This is a genomic window from Promicromonospora sp. MS192 (genome assembly GCF_049532985.1).
GTDB lineage: Bacteria > Actinomycetota > Actinomycetes > Actinomycetales > Cellulomonadaceae > Promicromonospora.
On the sequence record NZ_CP186693.1, the window covers coordinates 3,826,558 to 3,839,291 of the forward strand.

At 71.8% G+C, this 12,734-nt stretch carries 14 protein-coding genes; 4 read left to right on the top strand and 10 right to left on the bottom strand.

The features are described from left to right. Together ACO229_RS17275 and ACO229_RS17280 are read right to left on the bottom strand one after the other, a co-directional pair. Positions 1 to 393, bottom strand: a complete 393-nt coding sequence (locus ACO229_RS17275; RefSeq protein WP_423462262.1) for a cysteine hydrolase family protein — start codon at positions 391 to 393, stop codon at positions 1 to 3. Positions 394 to 519: 126 nt separating this feature from the next. Continuing rightward, complete coding sequence (locus ACO229_RS17280; RefSeq protein WP_423462263.1) at positions 520 to 1,362, bottom strand: NAD(P)H-binding protein; 843 nt, start codon at positions 1,360 to 1,362, stop codon at positions 520 to 522. 124 nt (positions 1,363 to 1,486) lie between these two features. Here ACO229_RS17280 and ACO229_RS17285 point away from each other — a divergent pair, with 124 nt between their 5' ends. Then, the gene (locus tag ACO229_RS17285) at positions 1,487 to 1,903 is read left to right on the top strand and encodes a winged helix-turn-helix transcriptional regulator (RefSeq protein WP_423462264.1); all 417 of its coding nucleotides are present in this window, start codon (positions 1,487 to 1,489) and stop codon (positions 1,901 to 1,903) included. Between the two features lie 210 nt (positions 1,904 to 2,113). On the opposite strand, the gene ACO229_RS17290 is transcribed toward ACO229_RS17285, so the two are convergent. Next, the gene (locus ACO229_RS17290) at positions 2,114 to 2,956 is read right to left on the bottom strand and encodes an alpha/beta fold hydrolase (RefSeq protein WP_423462265.1); all 843 of its coding nucleotides are present in this window, start codon (positions 2,954 to 2,956) and stop codon (positions 2,114 to 2,116) included. Between the two features lie 134 nt (positions 2,957 to 3,090). Here ACO229_RS17290 and ACO229_RS17295 point away from each other — a divergent pair, with 134 nt between their 5' ends. Next, the gene (locus ACO229_RS17295; RefSeq protein WP_423462266.1) at positions 3,091 to 3,657 is read left to right on the top strand and encodes a TetR/AcrR family transcriptional regulator; all 567 of its coding nucleotides are present in this window, start codon (positions 3,091 to 3,093) and stop codon (positions 3,655 to 3,657) included. 73 nt (positions 3,658 to 3,730) lie between these two features. Beyond that, the gene (locus tag ACO229_RS17300) at positions 3,731 to 4,324 is read left to right on the top strand and encodes a DsbA family protein (protein WP_397414220.1); all 594 of its coding nucleotides are present in this window, start codon (positions 3,731 to 3,733) and stop codon (positions 4,322 to 4,324) included. Positions 4,325 to 4,345: 21 nt separating this feature from the next. Here ACO229_RS17300 and nhaA read toward each other — a convergent pair whose 3' ends face one another. Together nhaA and ACO229_RS17310 are read right to left on the bottom strand one after the other, a co-directional pair. After that, a complete protein-coding gene (nhaA, locus tag ACO229_RS17305) occupies positions 4,346 to 5,746 on the bottom strand; it encodes a Na+/H+ antiporter NhaA (RefSeq protein WP_397414222.1) in 1,401 nt (466 codons plus the stop codon). Between the two features lie 61 nt (positions 5,747 to 5,807). Next, entirely contained in the window at positions 5,808 to 6,635 is an 828-nt protein-coding gene (locus ACO229_RS17310) for a helix-turn-helix transcriptional regulator (RefSeq protein WP_423462267.1), read from the bottom strand. Between the two features lie 99 nt (positions 6,636 to 6,734). Here ACO229_RS17310 and ACO229_RS17315 point away from each other — a divergent pair, with 99 nt between their 5' ends. Then, positions 6,735 to 7,481, top strand: a complete 747-nt coding sequence (locus ACO229_RS17315) for an SDR family oxidoreductase (RefSeq protein WP_423462268.1) — start codon at positions 6,735 to 6,737, stop codon at positions 7,479 to 7,481. 14 nt (positions 7,482 to 7,495) lie between these two features. Here ACO229_RS17315 and ACO229_RS17320 read toward each other — a convergent pair whose 3' ends face one another. The 5 genes from ACO229_RS17320 to ACO229_RS17340 form a co-directional block, all read right to left on the bottom strand. After that, positions 7,496 to 8,092: a TetR/AcrR family transcriptional regulator gene (locus tag ACO229_RS17320; RefSeq protein ID WP_423462269.1), complete on the bottom strand. Its 597-nt coding sequence runs from the start codon at positions 8,090 to 8,092 to the stop codon at positions 7,496 to 7,498. Positions 8,093 to 8,179: 87 nt separating this feature from the next. Next, positions 8,180 to 9,400 carry an epoxide hydrolase family protein gene (locus ACO229_RS17325; RefSeq protein WP_423462270.1) on the bottom strand — a complete coding sequence of 407 codons (1,221 nt, stop codon included), beginning with the start codon at positions 9,398 to 9,400 and terminating at the stop codon, positions 8,180 to 8,182. Positions 9,401 to 9,438: 38 nt separating this feature from the next. Next, a complete protein-coding gene (locus ACO229_RS17330) occupies positions 9,439 to 9,909 on the bottom strand; it encodes a nuclear transport factor 2 family protein (RefSeq protein ID WP_423462271.1) in 471 nt (156 codons plus the stop codon). Positions 9,910 to 9,932: 23 nt separating this feature from the next. After that, positions 9,933 to 10,331 carry a nuclear transport factor 2 family protein gene (locus ACO229_RS17335; RefSeq protein ID WP_423462272.1) on the bottom strand — a complete coding sequence of 133 codons (399 nt, stop codon included), beginning with the start codon at positions 10,329 to 10,331 and terminating at the stop codon, positions 9,933 to 9,935. Between the two features lie 176 nt (positions 10,332 to 10,507). Further along, positions 10,508 to 12,700: a ricin-type beta-trefoil lectin domain protein gene (locus ACO229_RS17340; RefSeq protein WP_397431497.1), complete on the bottom strand. Its 2,193-nt coding sequence runs from the start codon at positions 12,698 to 12,700 to the stop codon at positions 10,508 to 10,510. Positions 12,701 to 12,734: the final 34 nt, after the last annotated feature.

The following is a 12,734-nucleotide window of genomic DNA, read 5'->3' on the forward strand; positions in this document are numbered from 1 at the left end:
TTACCCGAGGTCGGAGCCGATCCGCGTCGTCGTCTCCACGCACTGCTCGGCGCGGATGCCGCACACCCGCAGCTCGCCGACGCCGTGGGCGGTGAGGACCTGCTGCAGGTTGGTCGTGGTGAAGGCGTTGTGCGAGGTCTTGCGCAGCACCGGTTCGCCGGCGCGCGGCTCGTGCAGCTCCGCGAACAGCCGCACGTGGCCGCTCTCGGGGTCGAACGGGGTGCCCGAACCGGGTTCGGTGTGCAGCACCCAGACCACCAGGTCGCCGGCCGCGCGGGCGAGGTCGACCAGCCGGTTGACGGGCTCCGCGATCCCTGGGTTGAGCGTGTCGGCCCACTGGGGCCGGGCACGGAAGGACTCCTGGACGTCCACGACGATCAAGGCTCTGTTCATGTCCCCAGTCTGAGCCGGTCCGCGGCCCCGTCGGGAGTCCGGATCAGGTCGCGGGGCGGACCGATCCGGTCACCCGGTACCGGCCCGCCGCGGACCGCCAGGGGGCGGACGTGACGGGCGGCGACGTCACCCCGCGAACGCCGCCGCGTTCCGCCGCGCCCAGTCCGCGAAGGTCCGGGCCGGGCGGCCCAGCACCGTCTCGACGTCGGGGCTGACGGCCTGCTCCTGCGGCGTCGGCTCCCCCAGGATCGCGAGCGTGCCGTCCACGACGTGCTCCGGGATGTACGCGAGCATGTCGGCACGCGCCTGCTCCCGGGTCTGCTCGGCGAAGACGAGCGGCGTGCCGAGCACCTCGGCGAGCGCCCTCGTGCGGTCGCGCGGGGAGACCGCGGCCGCACCGGTGAGCGCGTAGGTGCGGCCCGCGTGGCCGTCGTCCACCAGGGCGGCGGCCGCGACCTCGGCGATGTCGAGCGGGTCCACGGCGGGCAGCGCCACGTCGCCGAACGGTGCGTGCACCGTGCGCTCCGCACGCACGGACGGCACCCAGGCCAGGGCATTGCTGGCGAAGTCACCGGGCCGCAGCACCGTCCACTCCAGGCCCGAGCCCCGCACCAGCTTCTCCAGCCGGGCCAGCGGCCCGTGCGAGACGGAGTCGGCGCGCGTCGCCGCGCCCAGGGACGACAGCAGCACCAGGCGGCGCACACCCGCCTGGGCGGCCGTGCCGATGATCCGTTCGGTGTCGAGGTGCTCGCCCGAGCCCGGCACCAGCAGGAACATCGCGCTCGCTCCGGTGACGGCGGCGCGGAGGCTGCCGGGATCGGCCAGGTCGGCGCTCAGGCCGCGGACCCGGGCCTCAGCGTGCGGGGCAGTACCCGCCCGGGACACGGCGGTGACCTCGTGGCCCCGCCGGGCAAGCTCGGCGACCAGGGGCCGGCCCACGTTTCCGGTGGCTCCGGTGACGACGATCATGTGCGCTCCTCCGTGCGTACGAGACGGCCCCCGACCGGGGCCGTGCGGCCCTCGCGGCCGCGGTGCCGCCGACGTTACGAGCGCGGATACAGTAGGTTCCCTCAGGAAAGTATTGGAGCCCACCATGTCGAGCACGCCGCCGGGCACCACCCCGGGACCGAGCAGCGTGTGGTGCCCCCAGCCGGACGACGACCCGGCCACCGCCTGCCCCATCTCCCCCGTGGTCGACCTGGTCTTCAGCCGGTGGACCACGCCCATCCTGTGGGTGCTGCAGGCCCACGGGACGCAGCGCTTCGTCGAGCTGGAGCGGCGCATCGGCGTGACGCCCAAGGTGCTGACCCAGCGGCTGCGCCAGCTCGAACGGGACGGCCTCGTCCAGCGCCGGATCTACGCGGAGGTGCCGCCGCGCGTGGAGTACCGGATCACGGAGCTCGGCAGCAGCCTCCAGCCCGTGTTCGCCGCCCTCGGCGAGTGGGGCGACGCGCACATGACCGACGTGGAACGCTCGCGCGCCACGTACACGGGCCCCCTCCCCCGCTGACCCCCTTGCGGCGGCGGCACGGCCCGCGCGGTCAGCGCGGCGCCGGCGCGCTCGGTGCCGCCCGCGCGGTCGGCAAGAGGTCAGGTGGTCGGCACCCCGAGGTACCGACCACCTGACCTTCTACCGACTGCCTGACCTTCTCCCGACCGTCACCGCGCGGGGTCACCGGCGCGGGCACGCACGCCCGGGTACCAGGTCAGGCGCCGGGAATCAGGCCTTGACGAAGGCCAGCAGGGCCTTGTTGACCTCGTCCGCGTGCGTCCACAGCAGGCCGTGGGGCGCACCCTCGACCTCGACGTACTCGGCCTCAGGGAAGGCGGCGTGGAACGGGCGCGCGGTGGAGTCGATCGGCAGGATGTTGTCCTTGGTCCCGTGCAGGATCAGGGACGGCTTGCCGGCGGCACGCACGGCCTCGACGTCGGCCCGGAAGTCCTCGATCCAGGCCGAGACCACGGCGTACGCCGCGACCGGGGCGCTGCCCGTGGCCGTGTTCCAGCTGGCCGTCACGGCCTCCTGGCTGATCCGGCTGCCGAGGTTCTCGTCCAGGTTGTAGAAGTCCTGGTAGAACTGCGTGAACCAGGCGAAGCGGTCGCTGCGGGCGGCCTGCTCGATACCGTCGAACACGGACTGCGGCACGCCGGTCGGGTTGTCGTCGGCCGCCACGAGGAACGGCTCCAGCGAGGCCAGGAACGCGAGCTTGGCGACGCGCTCGTGGCCGTAGTTCTTGACGTAGCGGGCGAGCTCGCCGGTGCCCATCGAGAAGCCCACCAGGATCACGTCGCGCAGGTCGAGCGTGGTCAGCACCGCGTTCAGGTCGGCGGCGAAGGTGTCGTAGTCGTAGCCGGCGCCCACCTTGCTCGACTTGCCGAAGCCGCGGCGGTCGTAGGTGATGACCCGGTAGCCGGCGGCGATCAGCTCACGCGACTGGCGCTCCCAGCTGTTGCCGTCCAGCGGGTAGCCGTGGATGAGCACGACCGGCTGCCCCGTGCCGTGGTCCTCGTAGTAGAGCTCCGTGGTGGTGCTGTTCTCGGTGTCGACCGTGATGAAACCCATGATCCAGCCCTCTCGATCCTTCGTTCCGGGCGGAGAACGGTCGTTCTCCGCCGATGTCAGCTACAGTAGAGAACGAACGTTCTCCGCGCAAGTCGTGCGGGGCACCGGAGAGGGTGAATCGGAGTGAGCACACGATGATCGACGAGAAGACCGCCCGGGAGGCCGTCGTCCGGGCCGCGGACGAGCTCTTCTACGCGCGCGGCGTGCAAGCGGTGGGCATGGACGCCGTGCGGACCGCGGCCGGCGTCTCGCTCAAGCGGATCTACTCGCTCTTCGCCTCGAAGGACGATCTGATCGTGGCCGTGCTCCGCCACCGCACGACGATCTGGGACGACGGGCTCGCCTCCACCTCCGCGCGCGCGACGTCGGCCCGCGAACGGATCCTGGCCATCTTCGACTTCCTGGACGCCTGGTTCCGTGAACCCGACTTCCGGGGCTGCGCCTTCATCAACACCCACGGCGAGCTCGGCGCCTCCTCACCGGCGGTCACCGCCGCCGTCCGCGAGCAGAAGCGGACCTTCCAGGAGTACGTCGCCCGCCTCGTGGCCGACGTCGGCGCACCGCCCGAGCTCGCGCCGCAGCTCGCGATCCTCGCCGAGGGCGCGCAGACCACCGCCGCCATCGCGGGCACGCCGGAGGCCGCGCGTCAGGCGCGCGCGGCGGCGGAGACGCTGCTCGACGTCGCGACGGCGCGGGCCTGACCACGACCACGACCGACCCCGCCGTGCACCCCGGCACACGCCGCCACGACGGGCTCGATGGGAGGATGACGCCATGACGACCGACGAATCCGACGGCACGCGGGAAGCCACCCCGCTCGCGCTGCCGAGCGGGGTGCACGATCCCGACTTCGCGTTCCGCTGGGCCTTCGGCAACCCCGAGGCGCCGTTCACGATCGTGGAGTTCGGTGACTTCGAGTGCCCCTACTGCGGCGCGGCCAAGCCCGTGCTGCACGAGCTGATCAACGGCTCGGAGGGCCAGGTCCGCCTGGTGTGGCGGCACTTCCCCCTGTTCGAGCCGCACCCGTACGCGCTGACGGCGGCCCTGGCCGCCGAGGCCGCCGGGCACCAGGGCGCGTTCTGGCCCATGGCCGGCCTGCTCTTCAAGCACCAGGACAGCCTCGACGACGCGTCGCTGGTCCGTTACGGGGAGCAGCTCGGGCTCGACACCGACGCCCTGGTGGGCGACGCCGCGCAGCGGTTCTCCGATGCCGTGCGCACCGACTACCAGGACGGCATCGACGCGGGGGTGCACGGCACGCCCACGCTGTTCGTCAACGGCGAGCCCTACAAGGGCGACGTCACGGTCACCGACCTGCGGGACACGATGGGACTGACGCGCAAGCGGACGTCCCGTTGGCGCCGGTGACCACGACGGGGGTGGCGGGCGTCAGACCGGCGCGCGCCACGCCCCGTCCGGCAGCGGCGGCGGCCCCTGGGCCTCGTGCGGCGAGCACAGCGGCAGCCGGTCGCCGAAGTACCGCAGGATCACGGTGCCGATGACGCCCGCGAGCAGGGAGCCGACGAGGATGCCCACCTTGGCCTCGTTGATCAGCGCCTCGTCGTCGAAGGCGAGCTCGCTGACGAACAGGGCGATGGTGAACCCGATGCCGCACAGGAACGCGCCACCCGCGAGGTGCCCGTAGCGCACCTGACCGGGCAGGCTGCCCAGCCCCGTGACCAGCGCGACCATCGCCCCGGCGAAGACGCCGAGGCCCTTGCCGAGCACGAGGCCGACCAGCACGCCGAGGGTCACCGGGCTGTCCAGCGCGGCGCTGATCGACTCCCCCGACAGCACGACGCCCGCGTTGGCGAGCCCGAACACCGGCACCACGACGTAGGAGCTCAGCGGGTGCAGCGCGTCCAGCAGCCGGTCGCTCGTCGGGACGGCCGACCGGGCCGCGCTGACGGCCAGGCGGGAGCGTGCCGGATCGAGCTCCTCCATCAGGGCGCGGCCGTACATCCGGAAGTACCAGCGCGCCTCGTCGTCGTGCCCGCGGCGGGCCGTGGGCACCGCGAGGCCCACGACGACGCCCGCCAGCGTCGGGTGCAGGCCCGACTCCAGCACGACCACCCAGAGCACCGCCCCGATGATCAGGTAGGGCGCGATCTGCCAGATGCCGATCCAGCGCATGGCGAACAGCACGACCGTGAGCACGGCCGCGAGCACGAGCGCACCCACCATGAGCGCGTCGGAGTAGAAGATGCCGAGCAGGGCGATGGCGCCGATATCGTCGAAGATCGCCAGGGTCAGCAGGAAGATGCGGAGCTGGTCGGGACAGCGCGGGCCGACCAGGGCGAGCACGCCGATCACGAACGCCGTGTCCGTGGACATGGGCAGGCCCCAGCCGGACGCGTCGGGCCCGGACGGGTTGATCAGCAGGTACATGCCGATCGGGACCGCCAGCCCGCCGATGGCGCCGAACAGCGGCACCGACGCGGCACGGAAGCTGCGCAGCTCGCCGACCGTGAGCTCGCGGTTCACCTCGACGCCGACCACCAGGAAGAACACGGCCATGAGGAAGTCGTTGACCCAGTGGTGCAGCGTCAGGTGCAGCTCCCACGTGCCGACCGTGAGGTTGACCGGCGTCTCCCACATCGCGTGGTACGAGCCGAACGCGACGTTGGCCCACACGAGCGCGATCGCCGACGCCGCGAGCAGGAGCGTCGCTCCGCCGCCCTCGGTGGCGAAGTAGCTGCGCAGCCCGGGGGACAGGCGCGGGTACGGGATGTCGACGCGCGGCCGGGGACCCGGCCGGGTAGGTACTCCGGTGGGGATCCGGTCTGTCACGGCTCAAGTCTGACAGACGCCGCGGCGGCCGGCCCCGTGCGCACGGCCACACGCACCATGCTCAGCCGAGCGCCCTGGTCGCGGCGATGGACCCCAGCAGCGACAGCGCCTCGGCCGACGCCGATCCCGGCCGCGCGTGATACACCACGAGCTCCTGCCCGGTGGCGCCCCGCACCTCGAACGCGTGCACGTCGAGCTCCAGGTACCCCACCTCGGGGTGCTGGAACCGCTTGACGGTGAGCCGCTTGCCCCGCGCGTCGTGCTGGTCCCACATGGCCACGAAGTCCGGGCTCTTGACCCGCAGCTCGTCGACGACCTCCCGGATGCGCGGGTGGCCCGGGGTGAGCCCGTCGGCCAGGCGGAGGCCTGCCACCGTGTTCTCGGCGACGCGGTGCCAGTCCGGGTAGAACATGCGCGCCGCGGGGTCGAGGAACGTGGCACGGGTCAGGTTCCGGGAGAACGCGAAGCCCCCGAACAGCGCCTCGCCGAGCGGGTTGGCCGCGAGCACGTCGAACGCGCGCCCGAACAGCAGCGCGGGGCTGCCGGCCCACGAGAGCATCAGCTCCACCAGGGACGCGTCCGCCTCCTCGACCGGGGCCGGGGGCTCCGGCCGGGGGCTGAGCCCGGCCAGGCGGTACAGGTGCTGGCGGCCTTCGTGGTCCAGCCGCAGCACCTCGCCGAGCGAGTCGAGCACCTGCGGCGACGGGCTCACCTCGCGGCCCTGTTCCAGGCGCACGTAGTAGTCCACGCTCACGCCGGTGAGCATCGCCACCTCCTCCCGGCGCAGGCCCGCGACGCGGCGGCGGCCGTAGACGGGCAGTCCGAGCGCCTCCGGGGTGAGCCGGTCACGCCGGCCACGGAGGAAGTCGCCGAGCGGGGAGGAGGTCATACCTCGACCGTACCCGCCCGGCGGCGCGGAGCCAGGGTGCGGTGCACCCAGGAAGACGCCGTCCTTCCACGGCGGCCCCCGGCTCCGGAACCTGGAGCCATGAACACCGGCACAGAACCCCGTACCCCCAAGACCGTCCTCGTCACCGGCGCCAGCAGCGGCATCGGCGAGGCCACGGCGCTCCGGCTCGCCGCGGAGGGCCACCGCGTGGTGCTCGCCGCGCGCCGCACCGACCGCCTCGGCGCGGTCGTCGACCGCATCCGGGCGGACGGCGGCACGGCGAGCGCCGTCCGCCTCGACGTGACCGACGCCGACGCCGTCCGCTCGGCCGTCGACGCCGTGGTCGAGGAGCACGGCCGCATCGACGTCATCGTGAACAACGCGGGCGTCATGCCGCTGTCCCGGCTCGACGCGCTCCTCGTGGAGGAGTGGGACCGCATGATCGACGTCAACGTGCGCGGCCTGCTGCACGGCATCGCCGCGGTGCTGCCGCACTTCCGGCAGCAGGGCGGCGGTCACGTGGTCACGGTCGCGTCGATCGGCGCGCACGAGGTGTACCCGACGTCGGCCGTGTACTCCGCCACCAAGTTCGCGGCCTGGGCGATCACCGAGGGCCTGCGGATGGAGTCCGACCCGAGCATCCGGGCCACCACCATCACGCCCGGCACGGTCGAGAGCGAGCTGGCCGACCACATCTCCGACGCGGACGCGCAGACCTACATGAAGTCGTTCCGCCGCAACCTGATCCCGGCGGACGCGATCGCCCGCGCGATCTCGTTCGCCCTGGACCAGCCGGCCGACGTGGACGTGAACGAGATCATCGTGCGCCCGTCGGCCCAGCGCTGACCGGTCAGGACCGGTCAGGACGGCCCGAGCAGCGGTTCGAGCGTCGTGTCGAGCGTGGTCTCCAGGTAGGAGAGACGCCCGGTGGCGCGCAGCATCACGGCACCGCCCTGGACGGCGGTGAGGATGCTGCGCGCCACCTCGCGCACGCGGAGGCCGGGCCGTACCGTCTCGCTGACGACCAGGGCCTGGACGCCGGCGATCAAGGCGCCCTCCCAGCGGTCGTACAGGTCGTCGACGATCTGGCGCGCCTGCGGTGAGGAGCTGCCCAGCTCCGAGGCGAGCGCGCCCAGCGGGCACCGCTCGCCGAGCTCCCCGTAGTGCCGCAGCACCGCCTCCCGCCACGCCCGCCAGCTCTCCAGGGTGGTCAGGTCGTCGACGTACGGCCGCTGCGCCGCCATGACCTGGTCGGCCTCGTAGCCCGCCACCGCCACCAGCAGCCCGGCCCGCCCGTCCGGGAAGTAGTGGAAGAGCTGGCTCTTGCTGGTCGAGGTGGCCCGCAGCACCTGGTCCAGGTTGGTCTCCGCCGCACCCTGCTCGCGCATCAGGTGCGCCGCGCCGGAGACCAGCCGCAGCCTGGTGGCGGCGCCTCGGGCCGTCATCCGCGCACTCATCCGGACAGGCTAGCTCGTACCACGCCCCGGAGTGGACCCCGTGGTCCACCGCCACGCCTCGGCGACGGACCGCGGGGGCCACGCAGCTCAGCGCAGGGGACGGAAGGTCGCACGGATGTCCTCGACGACCGCCTCGGGGTTCTCCCACGGCGTGAAGTGCCCGCCGTGGGCGTGCGCGTTGAGGTAGGTCGGGTTGTACCAGGGCTTCTCGGCGGGGTCGTCGAGGAACGCCTGGACGCGCTGCTCGGTGCTGACCCCGGGCGGGTTCTCGTTGCCCAGGAAGGTGAGCCCGGTGGGCGCCTCGATGATCGGGGTGCGGTCGTGCGACGGCGTCCACGGGTACCGGTTCGCGTTGACGTACGAGCGGATCGAGGTCGTGATGGAGTTCGTGACCCACCAGATCGTCGCGTTCGTCAGGAGGTGGTCGCGGGGGAAGACGCTCTCGACGTCACCGTTCGACTCGCTCCACTTGGTCCACCGGCGCAGGATCCAGGACAGCATCCCCACCGGCGAGTCGGCCAGGCCGTACGCGAGGTTCTGGTTGTCCAGGATGTGCACCGCGACGTGCGACGCGTACCGGTCCTGGAAGGCGAGCACGCCGTCCCGGACCTCGTCGGACACGCCCGGCGGCACCATCGCACCGCCGGTCAGGTCCCACGGGCGCTCACCCTGGAACAGGTCGAGATGGATGGCGTGGCCCAGCCAGATGCCGTACAGCCTGTCAGCGTACTTGTGCCCGAGCTGGCTCGTCACCAGGGCCCCGTAGTCGGCACCGGCGGCGGCGTACCGCTCGTGGCCGAGCACGTCGGTCATCAGCGTGTGCCAGAGCTCCGCCATCTTCCAGAAGTTCATGTCCGGGCGCCCGGCCGGGGTGGAGAACGCGAATCCGGCCAGGGAGGGCACGATCACGTCGAAGGCGTCGGCCGGATCGCCTCCGTGCGCCGCGGGATCGGTGAGCGGGCCGATGACCTTGGACCACTCACGGTAGCTCCACGGCCAGCCGTGGCTCATGATCAGCGGGATCGGCGCCGGACCCCTGCCGTTCTCCTTCACGAAGTGGATCGGCGTGCCGTCCACCGTGATCCGGTACTGGTCCACCTCGTTGAGCGCGCGCTCGGCGGCCCGCCAGTCGAACTCGTCGAGCCAGTACGCCACGAGCTCCTTCATGAAGGCCTGGCTGGTGCCGTAGTAGCCGTCGTTCTCGTCGATGTCGGCCGGCCAGCGCGTGGCGCGCAGGCGGTCCCTGAGGTCGTCGATCTTCTCCTGGGGGATCGAGACGGTGAAGCGGTGCTGCTCGAGATCGGTCATGGTGGTGCTCCTGTGGGGTTGCAGGGCGTCCGCGCTCGTCACGCGAACTCCAGGCGGGTACGAGTCTGGGTACGGGTCGAGATGCGCCACTGGCCGTCGACCCTGCGATAGGTGACGTGGTAGTGGCCCCAGCCGCGCATCGTGCGGAACGGGGGCAGGGTGTCGCCGGGCGCCGGTTCGGGGATCGCGCTGTCCCCGCGGAAGATGAGGTCGGACATCGCCCAGACCGCCGACGCGGTGTCGGCTGACTCCACGTCGATCTCGTGGGTGAGCAGCTGGTGCAGCGGCTGCACGTCACCCGCGTTGCGTGCACCGAGCTGGGCCGCGATGTCGGCCGGGCCGACCATGTGCACCACCTCGTTGCCGTCCACGTCGAGCGAGCGGAACCAGCCGTCCTTCGTGAACAGCCCGGCGAGGTCCTGCCAGCGCTTCTGGTCCGCGTAGCGGGCGTAACGGGCCTCGACGCGACGGATGTCCTCGATCGCGTCCAGGGTCTCCAGGTCTCTCATGCTCGCGCCTCTCTCGTGCCAGGTCACAGGCCCAGGAGGCGCTTGGCCTCCACCGGGTTGGTGCAGTCGCGCCAGGCGGCGATCTTCCCGTCGCGGATCTCGTAGACCGCGAGGTTCCGGACCGGGGCCGGGGGCCGGCCGGCGAGACCGAGACCGTGCACCTGCTCGGCGAGCACGACGTCGCCGTCGACCGCCTGGTGCAGGGTCTCGAACCGGACCTCGGCGAAGCTGCGGAACACGCCCGCCCACAGGGCGACGAGGTCGGCACGCCCGTGGATCACGGGATCGCCGTAGTTCTCGAAGACGACGTCGTCGGTGACATAGGACCCGAGCAGGGCCGCGTCCTTCTTCTCGAAGGCGTCGACGAACTCTCGGACGAGGGCGTCGTTGCGCGACGCGCGCTCGCTGGTGCTGGTGGACATGGGCCACTCTCCTTGACTGGACTGTGTGGTCCACTGTGAACCCCAAAAATTGGACCGGCAAGTCCAATTTTTCGACGTGGCCCGGCGCACGCACCGAGGCCGGGGTCTCTTCGCTCAGAGTGATCTCAGAGCGGAGAGACCCCGGCCTCGACAGGGATCAGCGGACCTCCGTCACGTCACGGCCCCGTCGTCAGGTACGTGACCTGGCGCGCCGAGCTGACCGTCTCCCCCGTGTCGTTGATGACCCGGCGGATCGTGCCCACGCCGCCCAACGACACCGTCACCATGTTGTGGAACCGCACGCCGGAGCGCACCGGCACCTCGAAGGCGCGGGCGTTCGCCACCGCCGGGTTGACGTTGAAGAACGCGTAGCTGCCCAGCCCCCAGGCCTGGTGGTCGGTCACGGCGTCGCCCACCTTGTACGCCGCCCAGCCCTCGGTGGAGCCGTTCATGTACGCGGCCTGGTTCGGCGGGTCGTACGGCATCTCGTTCTGGTAGAAGTACGTGCGCCCGCGCTCGCCGTTCCAGATGGTCTGGTACTGCTGGTAGTGCTCGACGAACAGCCCGTACATCGTGACGTCGTCACCGTTCACGATCAGGCCGTTGCGGCCGGTGTTGACGGTCCAGCCCACCGTGCCGCCGTTGCCGTGGTCGGCGCGCCAGATCCAGGCGTGGTCGCCGATCACGTCGTCGCTGTTGACCTCCATGCTCACCACGGCCTTGCCGGCGATCGAGCCGCCCACCCGGATGAACACGTCGGACAGCACCGTCGGGTTGGCCGCGTGATCGGCCGACGAGCCGGCCGGGCCCACCTGCAGCAGCACGTTCGAGCCGCCCGTGCCGGCGTCGAACATGATGCCGGCCAGGCGCACGCCGTCGACGTCGGCCACGCGCATGGCATCGATGCCGCCCTGCGGCACGAAGGTGGCGAGGCCCAGCCCGAGCACCACGGTGTCCGCGCGGCTGACCTGGAGCGTCTGGTTGATCGGGTAGGTGCCCGGCGTGACCAGCAGGTGCTTGCCGGCGGCGAGGGCCGTGTTCATGCTGGCCGCGGAGTCCCCGGGCCGCACCACGTGGAAGTCGCCGATCGGCAGGGACCGGCCGGCCGGGTCGCCGTTCGCCCACGTGGTGCCGACCGAACCGGACCGGACCGCCGGGACGAAGACGCGGTAGGAACCGTTGTCGTCCACGTAGAGGTACGGCTTCTCGGCCACCTTCGGTGTGGCCCCGATGGTCGTGTAGGGCGGGTTCGGGAAGCTGTTGGACGGCGCCCCCGTGCTGCCCACGAACACCTGGTTCCAGTTGGACCCGGTCCAGCTCCCCATGGCGGAGTTCCGGGTGAGGAACTGCTGCTGGGTACCGGAGTTGATCTGGCCGTCGATCTTCGAGTCCGCGATGAACCCGCCGGACGACCAGCCGCCGTCGGACAGGGCGAGACCCCCGCGCAGGTGCATGCGCCGGTAGGGCGCCGCCTGGGAGACGGACCACCGGTCGTTGCCGTCGGCGGGCGTCACGGACAGGCCCTCCGCAGAGCGCCAGAAGTTCTGCGTGGCGTTCTGCGAGCCGTCCGGCCACCAGTCGGCCTCGACGTGCACGTGGCCGTTGATGTTCACGTCGTCCGGCACCAGGCCCAGGCCCGCGACCTGCGTGAAGAAGCCGACGTTCGCGTCGACGTCGTAGGAGCCCGGGTAGAAAAGCAGGGCCTGGCGCTGCGGGCCGAACTGGTTGGTCTCCTGCGCGTCGAAGACGCTGTTCAGCTTCGCCTGGATCGCCGAGTCGGACATCGAGGTGTCGAACACGGCCACGTTCGGGCCGAGGTCGGGGTTGGCCGGGTCCGGCAGGACCGGGTCGGGGTTCGGCTGCGGCACGGAGCTCCCGTTGTGCCGCCACTTCTGGTTGGCGGCGCCGGTGCAGGTCCAGAGCTGCACCGTGGCCCCGTTGGCCGTGGCCCCGCCCGTGACGTCGAGGCACTTGTTCGCGGCCTGGTTGACCAGGTCTCCGGCCGCCGTCAGGGTCCACCGCTGGCTCGCGAGCGAGGAGTAGCAGTCCCACAGGTGCACGACGGCGCCGTCCGCGGTCGAACCGTTCGCCACGTCGAGGCACTTGCCGCGCCCGCGCACGGAGCCGTCGTCGGCGAAGGTCCAGGTCTGGTTGGCGTTGCCCGACGTGCAGTCCCAGATCTGCGGCCGGTTGCCGTTGGCCGTGGACCCGTCGGTCACGTCGAGGCACCTGCCGCTCCCCGCGCCGACGATCGTGCCGGTCGAGGCGGCGACCGCGCCCGGGGACGCGACCACCCCCAGCAGACCGGCGAGGAGGACGGCGCCCAGCGCGCCGACCACCTTCCGAACACGTGACCTGTAACGCGACATGGCGGCCTCCGGCAGGGTCTGGCGCCGCGTCGTC